Raw genomic sequence first — 14312 nt, forward strand, 5'->3', positions numbered from 1 at the left:
CTTTAGCGCCTCATAGACCACGCGCCCGTAGTTGCGCCCCGACAGGCCGAGCTTCGGCTTCACGGTGGCGCCAAGCAGCGGACGTCCGAACTTGTCCATGCGTTCGCGCTCGACCACGATCCCGGTCGCCGGCCCCTGGAATGTCTTCACATACGCCACCGGCAGCCGCATATCCTCGAGCCGCAACGCCTTCAGCGGCTTGAATCCGAACACGTTGCCGATGATCGATGCCGAAAGATTGGCGATCGATCCGCTCTCGAACAGGTCGAGATCGTAGGCGATGTAGGCGAAATACTGCCCCGGTGAATTCGGCACGGGATCGACGCGGTAGCACTTGGCGCGATACTTTTCGGCAGCCGTCAGCCGGTCGGTCCACACCACCGTCCACGTCGCAGTCGAGCTTTCGCCTGCCACCGCCGCTGCCGCCTCGATCTCGTCCACCCCGTCCTGCGGGCTGATGCGGAACAGCGCGATGACGTCGGTGTCCTTGGGCACATAGTCGGGCTCCCAATAGCCCATCTTGGCGTATTCCATGACGCCGGCGGCATAGCGGGCCTTGGGATCGATCCTGGGTTCCATGTTCATGGGTTGGTCTCCTACGCGGCGGCTAGAGTGGCGGAGCGCGGATCGAGCGCCCCCGATGAATAGCGTTTGGCCATATCGGCCATCGGGATTGGCTTGATTTGTGAAGCCTGGCCGGCGGTGCCGAAGGCCTCGAAGCGGGCGCGGCAGATCGAAGCCATCGCGTCCATCGATGGCTTGAGGAACTTGCGCGGGTCGAACTCGTCGGGCTTCGTTACCGCGATGCGGCGGAATTCGGCGGCGGCGGCAAGGCGCAAGTCGGTGTCGATGTTGACCTTGCGCACGCCCATGCGGATGCCCTTGACGATCTCCTCGACCGGCACCCCGTAAGTCTCGCGCATTTCGCCGCCGTGGGCGTTGAATATCTCCTGCCATTCCTCGGGCACCGACGACGATCCGTGCATCACGATATGCGTGTTGGGCAGCCGCGCGTGGATGCGCTCGATCACGTCCATCGCCAGGATGTCGCCGGTGGGCTTGCGGCTGAATTTGTAGGCGCCGTGGCTGGTGCCGAGCGCGATGGCGAGCGCATCGACTTTGGTTTCTGCGACGAACCGCTCGGCCTCGTCGGGATCGGTCAGCAGCATTGCGCGATCGAGCGCGCCTTCGAAGCCGTGGCCGTCCTCGGCCTCGCCCTTTCCGGTTTCGAGGCTGCCAAGGCACCCCAGCTCGCCCTCGACCGACGCGCCGACCATATGCGCCAGCCGCGCCACTTCGGCGGTGATGCCGGCGTTGTAGGCGTAATCGGCGGGTGTTTTCGCGTCTTCCTTGAGCGACCCGTCCATCATCACGCTGGTGAAGCCGTGCTGGATTGCGGTCATGCAAGTGGCGACATTGTTGCCGTGGTCCTGGTGGATGCACAGCGGGATCGCGGGGAACATCGCCTCCAGCGCTTCCATCATCTTGGACAGCATGATGTCGCCGGCATAGCTGCGCGCGCCGCGGCTGGCCTGGAGGATCACCGGCGCATCGCACGCCTGCGCTGCCTGCAGGATCGCCAGGCCTTGCTCCATGTTGTTGATGTTGAACGCGGGCACGCCATAATCGCGCTCGGCAGCGTGATCCAGCAACTGGCGAAGCGTGATGCGAGCCATGATTCAGTTCTCCTCCACCGTTACATCATCCGCCGCTTGCGCTCGATGAGTTGCAGGATCAGCGGGGTGAGGATCAGTTGCATCGCGATGTCGAGCTTGTTGCCGGGCATCACGATCGAGTTGGGCCGCGACATGAACGACTGCGGCACCATCGACAGCAGGTACGGAAAATCGATCCCGCGCGGATTGGCAAAACGGATCACCAGCATCGATTCGTCAGGCGTCGGAATCCACCGGGCGACGAACGGATTCGACGTGTCGACGATCGGCACGCGCTGAAAATTGATATCGGTCAGCGAAAACTGCGGCGTGATGAAGCGCACGTAATCGGGCATCCGCCGCAGGATCGTGTCCATCACCGCTTCTGCCGAATAGCCCCGCGTGGCGCGATCGCGGTGGATTTTCTGGATCCACTCCAGGTTGATCACCGGCACGACGCCGATCTTCAGGTCGGCATGGCGGGCGATGTCGATCGTGTCGGTCACCGCGCAGCCGTGAAGGCCTTCGTAGAACAGCACGTCGCTTGGGCTGAAATCCTGCCAATCGGTGAAAGTTCCGGGTGGCACGCCGTGCAGCGTCGCTTCGGCGTCATCGTGAATATACGTGCGGGCCTGGCCGGTGCCGGTTTCGCCGAACTGCGCGAACACGGCTTCGAGCCGTTCCAACTCGTTCGCATCGGCATGGAAGTGCGTGAAGTTCGGATTGCCGAGCCGCTGCTCCTCCGCAACCTTCGCCGTCATCTCGGCGCGGTTGTAGCGGTGGAAGGCGTCGCCTTCGATATAGGCGGCCTCGACGCGCTCGCGCCGGAAGATCTGCTCGAAGATGCGCTTGACCGATGTGGTGCCGGCGCCGGAGGAACCGGTGATCGAGATGATGGGGTGGCGTGCGGACATCGGCGTCAGGCTCGGAACAGGCCGCGCTTGCCGAACAACGGCGCGCGTTCAGCCATCTGGCTGGGCAGCGAATGATAGCGGCCGATACGTGAGACTTCGGCAGTCGAACCGAACACCAGCGGGGTGCGCTGGTGCAGCGCGGTTGCGGCAACATCGAGGATCGGTTCGATGCCGTCTGTGGCCAAACCTCCGGCCTGTTCGACCAGCATCGCGATCGGATGCGCCTCATAAACCAGCCGCAACCGCCCATGCGCATAGCCGCGCCGCTTGTCGCCGGGATAGAGGAACACCCCGCCGCGCACGAAGATGCGGTAGGCCTCGGCCACCAGCGAGGCGATCCAGCGCATGTTGAATTCGCTTTCGCGAGGCCCGTGGCCACCCTTGATGCAATCGTCGAAATAGAGCCGCACGCTTTCATCCCAATGCCGGTAGTTGGACGCGTTGATCGCGAATTCGCGGGTCTTGCGCGAGATCGCCACTGACGGCATCGCAAGGTTGAAGCCGCCCTCCGCGCGCGAATAAACGAAGATCTGGGTGCCGTGCCCGAGCGTGAGCACCAGCGCGGTCTGCGGACCGTAGATCAGAAAACCCGCGGCGATTTGCTCACGGCCCGAGCGCAGGAACGGCGCGAGCGCATCGGCCGAGGTTTCAACGGTGATCGGCCGGATCGAAAAGATCGTGCCGATCGGCACGTTGGTATCGATATTCGATGATCCATCGAGCGGATCGATTGCCAGCGCCAGCGGGCGGTCGGTGCCGATCTTCACCGGCTCGGCCAGTTCTTCGGAGGCATAGAGCCCGACCGGCGATTCGGTAACCGCGGTCAGAAACCGTTCGTCGGCCAGCAGATCGAGCCCGCGCTGGCTATCGCCATCGCTGTTTGCGGCACCGATCGCATCGGCCAGTGCGCCACCCGTTGCACCTTCGGCGATCGTTTCGGCAATGCCGACACCGGTTTGGGCAAGCAGGGCGATCGTTGCGGCGACGGCTGCGGCGTGATCTGCGCCCGATGTGGCATGGCGAGCGAGATGCGCGTCAAGGCTTCGCTCGATCATCCGACTCTCCCACCCGGCGGCCTGTTTGACGCTCGGTTGAGTGCAGAAAGCCATCGTGCTTGAATTTGGTAAAGTTCATTATCTTGACATTGTGAATAAACTTTCCTTAGTCTGCGCGGTGCGCCAGATAACCCTCCGCCAGTTGCGCGCCGTGCTTGCGGTCAATCGGCTGGGCAAGATCAACCTGGCCGCGCGCGAACTGGGCCTGACCCCGTCGGCGGTCACCCTGCAGATCCAGCAAGCCGAAGCCGAACTGGAAAGCGCGCTGTTCGACCGCACGCGCGACGGCTTTCGCGCCACCACCGCCGGCCTTGCAGTGATCGCGGCTGCGCAAGCCATCGACGCGCGGCTCAACCAGCTTGCCGACGAACTGATCGGGGTGCGCGAGTCGGGGCGCGGCATCCTGCGGTTCGGCGCGGTGTCGACTGCCAAGTACTTCGCTCCCGCGCTGGCTGCGGCATTCATGGCCGAATTTCCCGGCATCGAAGTGCGGCTGCGGATCGGCAACCGCGCCGCGATCGTGACCGATCTTGCCGAACGCAATGTCGATGTGGCGCTGATGGGGCGCCCGCCATGGCAGGTTGCGGTGCAATCGTTCCTGATCGGCGAACATCCGCTGGTGATCATCGCTGCACCCGGCCACCCGCTGACCGCCGACCGCCACATTTCCAAGCGCCGGATTGCCGGGGAAACGTTCCTGGTGCGTGAGCACGGCTCGGGCACGCGCAGTTCGCTCGAACTGTTCTTTGCCGACGTACCCGGCCGGACCGATCGGCTGGGCCCCGAATTCGGGTCGAACGAATCGATCAAGCAGGCGGTGATGGCCGGGCTCGGCGTGGCGTTCATTTCGGCGCATACGATCGCCACCGAAGTCGAACTGGGCCGGCTGGTCATTCTCGACGTGACCGACACGCCGGTGCGGCGACAGTGGTTTACCGTCAACCTGCTCGATCGCTCATCGTCACCGGCGATGGCCGCGTTCGGTGATTTCGTATCGCGACGCGGCGCCGAATTCCTGCCGGCCGTAGCGCGGGCTTGAAGCCAGATCAGCTTCGCGTTCGGCGCTGCTCGATCAGTTTGGCCAAGGGCACGCTGGTCCCCGCAGCGCTGAGGCGTGCGTGATCGGCGCCGACCGAACGCGCCGTCGCGGCAGCTTCGGCGAACAAGCGGCCGCCGACCGACACCACCAGCATTTCATCGGGCGAAGCGGCGCGGCATTTCTCGATTGTATCGCGCAGCCTGACCAGCGCATGATGGCGTGGCAGGGCTTCGGACAAGGCAATATCCACCGCGTCGGGCCGCTGCGCAAGAAGCTGCCTGGCCAGCGATTCGTCGGTGTCCGGAAACGCGATATCGACCGACCATCCGGCATTGCCGAACACATCGCTCAGCAAGCTCGATCCCAGCATGTGCGGTTCACCCGGCGCCGTGACCAGCAGGATGCTGTAGCGGCTTTGGCGGATGCTGTCAGCCGGTCGCGAATGGACCGCGTGGCCGGCAAGTTGCAACATGCTGAGCGCAATGGTCAAGTCGACCTCGCAGCAATCGTCGGCCAGCCACGCATCGCCCAATGCGCGCGCGGTGGGTTCGAGCAGGTGGCGGACCAGTGCATCGCCAACCCAGCCTTGCGCGATCAGATCGGCAATCAGCGCGTTGAGCTTGCCGTCATCGCCATCGAGCGCGAACCGCGCGGTTGCCGGCACATGGTCGACCAGCGAAATCGACGCTTTCTTGACGGCCGGCGCGCGCTGATCGTTCCCGCCCCGGCGATCGTAAAGCTGCATGTCCCAGCCCGAAAACAGTCGTGATGGCACGATATGCTGGCTGAGCAGCTCGATCTGTCCGTGGCGCGGGTCACGCTTGATCGCCGACCACAGCCGTTCAACCGCATCGGGCGGTCCTTCGAGCGTCTGCAAATATCGCCCGCTGTCGTAAAGCAACATACCGGTGATGCCGACGTTGTGATTCCGTCCTCTGGCTTCGGCAATCAGTGATTCGAGTTCGGTTGCCGACGGCACCGGCGCGGCTTCGCTGCGGTACGTCAGGCTGGCCATCCAGTCGATCGACTCGGCTCCACCGCGTTCTGTTTGTGTCAGCAATGCACCCTCCTCGCCAAGGCGGGAATGCCGAAAGACAACTGCAATTCCGGACCGTTGTCCCCGGAACCAGGCTGTTACCCGGTGCCGGGCAAATTGCCCTGTCAGTTGACCCGGCGGACTTCCCCGCTCCACTCGCCCTTTTTTTGCGCAGCATCGATATTCGTTTGCAGGCATGCCGGTTTCAAACCGAAAGTGCTGCGCACGGCGGGCATTTTCACGTGTGAGATTGGTCAGCCCATACTCAAGAAATCCACCAAGCCTATCCCCTCGTCAAGCTCGAATCTGAACGGGCGCTGTGAATCGGGCCGTCAAGCCGTGCGCTCGTCATGCGTTTCATCGGATGACGGCGGAAAACCACGGTCGATGGCCGACGTGCCCTTAAGTGCAATCGCGCACTGGTCAGTGGTTTCGCGCCGGTGCAACGCAAATCCGGAGCGCATATTTTTCTTGGATATGTCGAACGTAACCAATATTGGACAGTCTGGAAGTGCGGGTTGTTAACGGAGCCTGGCAAGGGCTCTTCACTGGAGAGAACACGATGATGCAATCTGGAACGAAAGTGCGTTCGGCCGGAGCGAAAATGCGGTTAGGCGGATTGGCGCTCGCTATGTCGGGCCTGTTGATCGCCGGCTGTGCCAAAAAGGAAGACTCAGCCGATACGGCCGATACCACGCCTGCGGCCGCGACCACCACGCAGGCTGCAGATGCTGCTGCCGCACCCGCCGCTGCTCCAGCCGCAGCCGCTGTTGCCGCGGACAACACCGACACGGTCAGCGGCGTGAAGCTCGCCAGCTATACCGGTGACGCGGCGGCCGGCAAAACCGACTTCGCGATCTGCATGACCTGCCACGCGATCGAAGCGGGCGTAAACAAGATCGGGCCGTCGCTGCATGGCGTCGTGGGCCGCAAGGCGGGCTCGATCGCTGGTTTCACGTATTCAGCAGCCAACAAGAACAGCGGCATCACCTGGTCGCCCGAGAAGCTGTTCCAGTACCTCGAAGGTCCGCAGCGCGTCGTGCCGGGCACGAAAATGAGCTATGCCGGCCTCACCGATCCGCAAAAACGCGCGGACGTGATCGCTTACCTCAAGACCCAGAGCTGATGAGAATCGCCCGGCGGCTACGGTCGTCGGGCGTTACTTTTGCTGGCGTGACCGCCGCGCCAGATCGGCGAGATTGAGCGGGAACGACGCCAGCAGCGGCAGCGCAATCCAGCACCAATCGAGCCCCACCAGCGCCCCCCGCAACGCCAGCAGCATCAGCGCCCCCGGCCCCAGGCACAGCAGCGCATCGCTTGCCCGCCAGCGCAGCCGGCCCACCAGCCAGGCGAACTCGATCCCGATCACCAGCAGCACGAAATCCACGGCATGGCCGCTGGTGAACAACCAGGTCATCGCGTCATTGATGGCCCGAGTGTCAATTGATTTGGTCAGGGAAACGGTCCGTTCAGGTGGACGATCGTCATGTTGAGGTAGCCCGCGAAAGTCACCCACATCAGGTACGGCAGCAAAAGCACGGCCCCGCCCATCGATCGGCGCCAGATCAGCACGATCAGCGCCGCCACCGACAGCCACAGCGCGATCGATTCGATCATCGCCCAATCGGGCCGGTGCAGCCGGAAGAACAGCAGGCTCCACAGGATATTGAGGAAGCCGTTGAGCGCGAACATGCCCAGCAGCCATTCACGCTCGCGCCAATTGGCAGCAGCAAGCCAGCCGGCCACCCCGGCCAGCGCACTGAGCGCATAGATTGCGGTCCACGCCACGCCGTAAGCAGCATCGGGCGGCGCCCAGCGCGGCTGGACCAGGCCGTGATACCACGGGCCGATCTCGGTGATCGTGGCGCCCAGCACCGCGATGATCGACGCCGCAAGAAAGGCGATGACGATGGGAAACAGCCAGGCACGGCTCATCTCGGGTCAGGCCGCAGTCTGGAGCAGATGGCGCATATCCTTGACGAAAATACGCAAGTACGCGAGCGGTTTGGCATAGACGAGTTGCTTGTTCATGTAGGCCGGCCAGATCAGGTTCTGCACATCGCGGTCCTCGCACATCGTAACGAAGCGCTCACGACGCCGGTCGTTGCGATACCAGAAATATTGCATGATCCCAAGAATCCAGAACACCCGCCCATGCGCACGCATGAAGCGGCGGCGGGCCTGCGCCAGCGCCTTGGGGTTGCCCGTGACCAGGAATTTGCCCGCCGCGCCGGCCGCCTCCTGGCCGGCCACCATGGCGTAATAGATGCCTTCGCCCGAAGCCGGCGCGACCACGCCGGCGGCGTCTCCGGTGACCAGCACGTCGCGGCCGTTGTCCCACTTGCGCAACGGGCGCAGCGGGATCGGCGCGCCTTCGGAACGGATCGTCTCGCAATCGGCCAGCCCTTCGCGCGCGCGCAGGCGGCTGACCGCATCGCGCAAACCGAAGCCCTTCTGCGCGCTGCCCACGCCCACGCTGGCGGTATCGCCGTGCGGGAACACCCAGGCATAGAAATCGGGTGAGAGTTCTGCCTGGTAGAACACGTCGCATCGCCCGCGATCGAATGACGGATCGGCCAGCGCGGGGGAGCGGATGACCTCGTGGTATGCGAATACGCAAGGCATGCGTTCGGCATCGGCCAGCGTCGCGCGGGCCACGCGCGAGCGCGCGCCATCGGCGCCGATCACGCAACGCGCGGAAACGCGGTGTTCTGCGCCATCGTCTAGCGCAGTATAGACCACCACCGCGCCGCCTGCGTGGTCGCGCTCGATCCGGTCGAACCGTCCGGTGCGGCGTTCGGCGCCCGCGGTTGCTGCCCGTTCGCGCAGCCACTCGTCGAAGCTGTCACGGTCGACCATACCGACGAAGCCTTCGTGATTGCCACCGCGATTGACCGGCATGTCGACGACGTTGTCCGACGGCGCGATCATCCGCGCCGCCAACGCCCGGCCGACGATCAGATGATCGGGAATCGCGAAATCGCGGATCAGCCGGGGAGGGATGGCCCCCCCGCAGGGCTTGGTGCGGCCGGCGCGGTCGAGCAGCAGCACGCGGTGGCCGGCTTTGGCGAGTTCGGTTGCCGCCGTGGCGCCAGCGGGGCCACCGCCGACAACGACGCAATCGTAGCTGTCGAAGCTGGCGTAGCTGTCGATCATGCGAGCGACGGCACAGGCGGGGCACTTCGCGCACCGCTGCGCAGCACGAGCGAGGCGGCGACGAGGAATAGCAACGCCTCGATCCCGAACACGATCGTGAACGTCTTGGGTGCCGAGCCTGTCAATGCCCGACCGACGTCGACTCCTACCGCGCCGATCAACCCGCCAAGCCCGAACGCGATTGCTTGCGCCGCACCCCACACGCCCATGCGGATGCCTTCGCGCCCGCCGCTACCAGAGGCGTCTCCGTTGGCACCCGCGAGCCCCATCATTGCCCCGATCGCCGCGACTGCGAACACGCCATTGGCAAAGCCCAGCGTGGCGATGTTGGCGGCCAGCGGCCAGCCTGCACCGACACGCGCGGCCATTGCAAGCCCGGCCAGCGCCATTGCAGACCCGATGCAGCCGCCGATGATCCACTTTCGCATGCCTTCGGGCGTGCGTTTGCCGAAGGCGCTGCCGCCCACGCCGACCAGGATCATGCCCGCCAAGACGCCCGCATGCTGCACGCCCGAAAGCTGGGTCGACTGACCCGGCGTGAACGCGAACAGCAGGCCGGCGAACGGTTCGAGGATCAGGTCCTGCATCGAATACGCCAGCATCGAGGTAAACACGAAAATGGTGAAGCGGCGCGCTTCGTCATCGGCCATCATCTCGCGCAGCGCCACGCCGAACGACGGGCCCGGGCCAAGGGCAAGGGCGCCCTCGGGGCCGGCCGCTGCGATCGGCGAGCGGCCTTCGACACCCCACACCCCCAGCAAAGCCACCACGAACGCACCTATTGCAACGCCGCCCGCCACTCGTGCCAGGCGCGGCAACGAGAACGGATCGATCAGCGACCCGGCCACGCCGGCGGTGATCACGATGCCGGTGATCATCATGATCCATGTGATCGATGCCGCCGCCGCGCGCCGTTCGGGCACCACCCGCGTCGCCAAGAGTGCCAGCAACGAGGTGCCCGCCGCGCCAACCCCGGCGCCGATCATCGAAAACGCCAGCACCGCCAGCGCGAATCCCCAGCCCGAGCGCGCGGCAAGAAGGCCCAATGCGGCAACTGAAAGCAACGCGCCCAGCGCCAGCGTGGCCATGCCCAGCACGATCCACGGCGTCCTCCGCCGGCCGCGATCCGAACCGTGGCCCCACACCGGGCGCGAAAGCTGTACCGCATAATGCCAGGCCACTAGCCCCGCGGGCATGGCCGCGGGCAGCGCGTATTCGACCACCATTACGCGGTTTAGCAGCGATGTGGCGAGCATGACGATCGCCCCGATCGCGCTCTGCACGAGGCCCAGACGGACGATCCCGAACCAGCCGAGCCCGGAACTGACTGGCGCTGCCGGGTTCACAGGCCCAATGCTCCGCCAAGGCCAAGCGCCGATGCCAGCATCCCGAACACATAAAGCGTTGTTCCCGTGGCGTTGTACCAGGGCGTGTGCTTGCGCGGATCGCTCAGCAGCCGGCGCATCAGCACCAGTTGCCCGACCAGCAGCGCCGCCACGATCGCCGGCGCGACCCGGTGCCCCCACGAAGCCAGCAGGCCGATGACCACGAATTGCGGCGCCGCCATCACCACGCAGGCGAGGCGCGCCGCCGCGTCCACCCCCATCACCACGGGCAGCGAGCGAAGCCCAGTGGCGCGATCGCCTTCCACCGCCTTGAAATCGTTGAGCGTCATGATCCCGTGCGCGCCGAAGCTGTACAGTGCGAGCACGATCAGGACGTGCACGGCCGGCAGTGCGCCCGCCATCACGCTCGCCCCGGTGAACCAGGTCAACCCTTCATACGTGAGCGCGACCACCGCCGGACCCCATATGCCGCTGACCTTGAACCGGAACGGTGGCGCGCTGTAGCCCCAGGCGCAGACCAGCCCGAGGCATGACGCGCCCAGCACCCACGGCCCAACGGTCCACGCCACGATCAGTGACAAGCCCGTGCCGATGATCGCGATCCAGAGCCCCCACCGTCCACCGATCCGGCCCGAGGGAATCGGCCGCGCAGGTTCGTTGATCGCGTCGACATGGCGATCGAACCAGTCATTCACCGCCTGGCTGGTCCCGCACACCAGCGGCCCGGACAGCAACACACCCGCGATCAGGAACGGCCACCGATCGGCCACCATAATGCCCGATGACACGACCCCGCACATGAACGCCCACATCGGCGGGAACCAGGTGACGGGTTTGAGCAATTCCAGCACGTCGCGCGGGGCCGGCAATGGTGTTTGGGGACGGGAAGCGCTGGAGATATCCATGCGGTAAAGGCTAATGCTGACACCCGAATGCGTCAAACCGAATTTACACTTTCGGCATCGCCGGGCAGATAGTCAGCGCGTCAATTGGTGTCCGAAACCAGGTTGCCGAGGCCATGCCGGTGCAACTTCGAATACAGGCTCTGGCGGCTGAGGCCCAGGATCTCGGCGGCCGATGCGCGGTTGTCGGAGGTATAGGCCAGTGCTGCTTCGATGCAGAGCCGTTCGATCATGTCGGTGCTTTCGCGCACGATTTCCTTGAGTGAAATCCGCCCCACCAGCTCGGTCAACTGATCGACCGAGCGTGGCATGTCGCGCGTGGCCACCGGCACATCGCGCAAGCGCCGGCCAACATTGCGGATGGTGAAGCCGTAGCAATCGTTGCCGTTTATGGCGGCGATCACGCCCGAAATCTCGATCTCTTCCTGCGCGCCGGCGGCGCCCCGGAAGATCGTGGACAAGTTTCGCACCGAACCATGGTCGCGCAATTGCCCCACGATCAAATCGAGGTCGATCCCGGGACGACCGAGCCAGGTGCCAAGGCCGGCGCCAACGATCCTATCGGCCGACGGCATTTCCGCCAGTTCGACGAAAGCGGCGTTCGCGGTCAGTACCTTGAGCTCGCGATCGGCCAGCACGAACGCATCGGGCATCCTTTCGACAACGTCGGAGAGCGTCGCATCGATCCGCCGCTCGGCCGCGCCGGCGATGACCGGTTCGATGCGGACGATCAGCATCGGGGTGCGCGATTGGCGGAACAGCCGCGCCGAAAATTTTGCATCGCCACCGTGTTCGTTCAACCGCAGGATCGCGGGGTCGAGATCGTCGGCGGCTTCGGCGGCGCCCAGGTACGCGACAAAATCGTCACGCTGTTCGGGCACGACGACCATGCTGGCAAGATTGCCGACCAACGTGCCTTCGCGCGCATCGAGCACGCGGTGCGCGGCCGGATTGGCTTCGCGGATGCGGCGGCTTTGGCTGTCGACGATCAGCACCGGTTCGGACGCCATGTCGAACAGCAGCCGGTATCGCGTTTCGGCCTGGCGCAGCCGGATATAGTCGCGCTCCAGCGATTGCTGGGTTTGCAACAGACGCTGTTGCATCGCGGCGGCGACACGCATGTCGCGGCCGATGGCAATCAGCCGTTCGCTGTCACCCAGTGCCATGACCATGTAGCGCACGGGCACGTCGCCGCCCGCGGCCGGGTGATTGACCTGGCGCCAACGCGGCGGTGTTGCGGCCGCCGCGCCTTGCAGCATCTCGATCGCTTTGGGCCGGCTTTCCGGGGTCATCGTGCCGACCCAGGATTCGCCAATCCAATCGGCAAAGCCATGGTTGGCAAGATCGCCCTGAGACACCGCGACATCGATGATGGTGCCATCGCCGGTGAGGATGAAAGTGACATCGCCCACCGCGGCCAGCAATGATGCAGCCACGCTTGCAGGTAGCTGGCCCGGCACAGTGCCAGGAGCTGTAAAAGCCGTGTTCGGCGACGGGGCCACATGCTGGTTCATCGACGAACGACGCACTCCAAGCCAAAATCAGATATCAAGATTAACCGAACGCCGCCGCACCCCATTCGCGATTGCGGACGAGTTCGTCGGCAATCCCCGGAGCACCTTTGGCGTCGCGGGCGGTGCCGTCGGCGCCGACACGCACCGCGAGATCGGGATCTGCGCTTAAAATTCTGCCGCCAACCATGATGCAGACCCGCGGGTTTCTCGAAGATTTCCGCAGTGCAGCAATAACCGCAGGCAACGGGCCAATATGGCAGTCGCAGGTGACGGTCAATCCGATTATATCGAACCAGTCATCTTTGGCGCGCTGCAACAGATCGGCGAGCTCGGGTTCGCTCAGCCGATCGGTCAGCCAGCCTTCGCGCCGGAAAATGTCGTCGATCATCACCGTGCCAAAGCTGTGCTGATCACCGGGCATGGGTGAAAACAATGCACTGCGGCCACCGGGGACCAGCGGTTGTTCGCTTGGCAGGCGTCCCGAAATCTCGTGGACGACTTCCTGCAGGCGCCACAGTCCCATCGTCACGTCAACGAAATCGCAGTAATCGTCTTCCCAGAACGTGCCCAGCAGCCGCGCGGTGGGGGCCAGGAGATCGACCAGCACCGTTTCCACCGAAACGCCGCGGGCCAGGATCGCTTCGACGTGCGCGAGCAACGCGTCGGCTTCGACTTGCAGGACCAGCGGCGCAAAAATGTCGACTTCGACCGCGCCGATTGCGCTGTTTTGTCCGATCGTGGCGGGCGCTGGCGATTCGGCTGCATGCGCCACCATCAGCCGCGGGATGATCTCGCTTTCAATCAAGGTGGTCAGCGATCGGGCGTAGTTTTCATCGACGTGCAGTCGGAATGCCGCCAGACCGGACTGGCCGGCGCCGTAGCCACGATCAGCGATATAGCCTTCGCCCGCAGGCACGTGCCCCTCAAATTGGCTCCTCGATGCCACGCCCGGCCCTCCCCGCCTGATCGACCCAATAGTCTGTTCACGTCTGTGGTCTGTTCACGGGGCGTTGTTTCACGCGCCGCGACTCGCAGCGTATGCCCGTTGCCGCGAACTGGCAACAGCCAACAGGCCCATATTGCCCCATGTGTAATAAAAATTGGACGTCAAATCCGATTGACACTTCTTCCAGCCTGGCTAATCTTGGGATCGAAGCAAAAAAGGCAGGCGGGACGAGATGCAGGCGAACAAGCCTACATTTACAAAGGGAAAGGGCGGCGCAGCTCCGCTCTACACGCCTGATGAGCGTCGCCGGCGCGATTCGTCGCCCTGGACGCTGGTTCAGGGCATTCTCGCGCCGATCCAGTTTCTGATCTTCCTCGTCAGCCTGGCGCTGGTGCTGCGTTACCTGGCCACCGGGTTCGGTGCGGGCGCGGCGACTGGTTCGATCGTGGTCAAGACCTGCGCGCTTTACGCAATCATGATCACTGGCTCGATCTGGGAGAAGGAAGTTTACGGCAAGTGGCTGTTCGTGCCCGCCTTCTTCTGGGAAGACGTGTTCAGCATGCTGGTGCTGGCGCTGCACAGTGCCTACCTGGTCGCACTGATCGGCGGCTATGGCACAGAGCGCGGCCGCATGTTGCTCGCACTGGCGGCTTACGCGACGTATGCGGTCAACGCGACGCAGTTCATCCTCAAGTTGCGCGCCGCGCGGCTGCAATCTGCGTCCGCCACGGTGGCGGTGGCAGGATGAG

The 14312-nt window shown here is 64.3% G+C and carries 15 protein-coding genes; 3 read left to right on the forward strand and 12 right to left on the reverse strand.

Annotated elements, in window-relative coordinates:
* The 4 genes from Q0R16_RS03925 to Q0R16_RS03940 form a co-directional block, all read right to left on the reverse strand.
* A partial coding sequence (locus Q0R16_RS03925) for a RuBisCO large subunit C-terminal-like domain-containing protein (RefSeq protein ID WP_295632209.1) occupies positions 1-585 on the reverse strand: 585 nt, incomplete at its 3' end.
* An 11-nt stretch (positions 586-596) separates the two neighbouring features.
* Positions 597-1676: a class II fructose-bisphosphate aldolase gene (fba, locus tag Q0R16_RS03930; protein WP_295632212.1), complete on the reverse strand. Its 1080-nt coding sequence runs from the start codon at positions 1674-1676 to the stop codon at positions 597-599.
* Positions 1677-1696: 20 nt separating this feature from the next.
* Positions 1697-2569, reverse strand: coding sequence for a phosphoribulokinase (locus tag Q0R16_RS03935; RefSeq protein ID WP_295632215.1), 873 nt, complete (start codon positions 2567-2569; stop codon positions 1697-1699).
* 5 nt (positions 2570-2574) lie between these two features.
* Positions 2575-3624, reverse strand: coding sequence for a class 1 fructose-bisphosphatase (locus Q0R16_RS03940; protein WP_295632218.1), 1050 nt, complete (start codon positions 3622-3624; stop codon positions 2575-2577).
* A gap of 118 nt (positions 3625-3742) precedes the next feature.
* On the opposite strand from Q0R16_RS03940, the gene Q0R16_RS03945 reads away from it, so the two are divergent.
* Positions 3743-4663 (forward strand): LysR family transcriptional regulator, encoded by a 921-nt coding sequence (locus tag Q0R16_RS03945; protein ID WP_295632221.1) that lies wholly within the window; start codon positions 3743-3745, stop codon positions 4661-4663.
* Positions 4664-4670: 7 nt separating this feature from the next.
* Here Q0R16_RS03945 and Q0R16_RS03950 read toward each other — a convergent pair whose 3' ends face one another.
* A complete protein-coding gene (locus Q0R16_RS03950) occupies positions 4671-5723 on the reverse strand; it encodes a BLUF domain-containing protein (protein WP_295632224.1) in 1053 nt (350 codons plus the stop codon).
* A 538-nt stretch (positions 5724-6261) separates the two neighbouring features.
* Between Q0R16_RS03950 and Q0R16_RS03955 the strand changes: the two genes are divergently transcribed.
* Positions 6262-6825, forward strand: coding sequence for a cytochrome c family protein (locus tag Q0R16_RS03955; protein WP_295632227.1), 564 nt, complete (start codon positions 6262-6264; stop codon positions 6823-6825).
* A 33-nt stretch (positions 6826-6858) separates the two neighbouring features.
* Here Q0R16_RS03955 and Q0R16_RS03960 read toward each other — a convergent pair whose 3' ends face one another.
* The 7 genes from Q0R16_RS03960 to Q0R16_RS03990 all read right to left on the reverse strand — a co-directional run bounded on the left by Q0R16_RS03960 (position 6859) and on the right by Q0R16_RS03990 (position 13563).
* Complete coding sequence (locus tag Q0R16_RS03960; protein WP_295632228.1) at positions 6859-7116, reverse strand: hypothetical protein; 258 nt, start codon at positions 7114-7116, stop codon at positions 6859-6861.
* A gap of 35 nt (positions 7117-7151) precedes the next feature.
* Positions 7152-7634: a TspO/MBR family protein gene (locus tag Q0R16_RS03965; protein ID WP_295632231.1), complete on the reverse strand. Its 483-nt coding sequence runs from the start codon at positions 7632-7634 to the stop codon at positions 7152-7154.
* Positions 7635-7640: 6 nt separating this feature from the next.
* Positions 7641-8855: a geranylgeranyl diphosphate reductase gene (locus Q0R16_RS03970; protein ID WP_295632234.1), complete on the reverse strand. Its 1215-nt coding sequence runs from the start codon at positions 8853-8855 to the stop codon at positions 7641-7643.
* The gene (locus Q0R16_RS03975) at positions 8852-10201 is read right to left on the reverse strand and encodes a BCD family MFS transporter (protein ID WP_295632237.1); all 1350 of its coding nucleotides are present in this window, start codon (positions 10199-10201) and stop codon (positions 8852-8854) included. The genes Q0R16_RS03970 and Q0R16_RS03975 overlap by 4 nt, the downstream gene beginning before the upstream one ends.
* Positions 10198-11106 (reverse strand): chlorophyll synthase ChlG, encoded by a 909-nt coding sequence (gene chlG / locus Q0R16_RS03980; protein WP_295632240.1) that lies wholly within the window; start codon positions 11104-11106, stop codon positions 10198-10200. Before chlG ends, Q0R16_RS03975 begins: the two co-directional genes overlap by 4 nt.
* 80 nt (positions 11107-11186) lie before the next feature.
* Entirely contained in the window at positions 11187-12539 is a 1353-nt protein-coding gene (gene ppsR, locus Q0R16_RS03985; RefSeq protein WP_295632243.1) for a transcriptional regulator PpsR, read from the reverse strand.
* Between the two features lie 118 nt (positions 12540-12657).
* Positions 12658-13563 (reverse strand): cobalamin-dependent protein, encoded by a 906-nt coding sequence (locus Q0R16_RS03990; protein ID WP_295632246.1) that lies wholly within the window; start codon positions 13561-13563, stop codon positions 12658-12660.
* Between the two features lie 232 nt (positions 13564-13795).
* Here Q0R16_RS03990 and bchF point away from each other — a divergent pair, with 232 nt between their 5' ends.
* The gene (gene bchF, locus Q0R16_RS03995) at positions 13796-14311 is read left to right on the forward strand and encodes a 2-vinyl bacteriochlorophyllide hydratase (RefSeq protein ID WP_295632249.1); all 516 of its coding nucleotides are present in this window, start codon (positions 13796-13798) and stop codon (positions 14309-14311) included.
* Position 14312: the final 1 nt, after the last annotated feature.

The organism is Novosphingobium sp., from assembly GCF_025351285.1.
In the GTDB taxonomy this organism is placed as follows: Bacteria; Pseudomonadota; Alphaproteobacteria; order Sphingomonadales; family Sphingomonadaceae; genus Novosphingobium.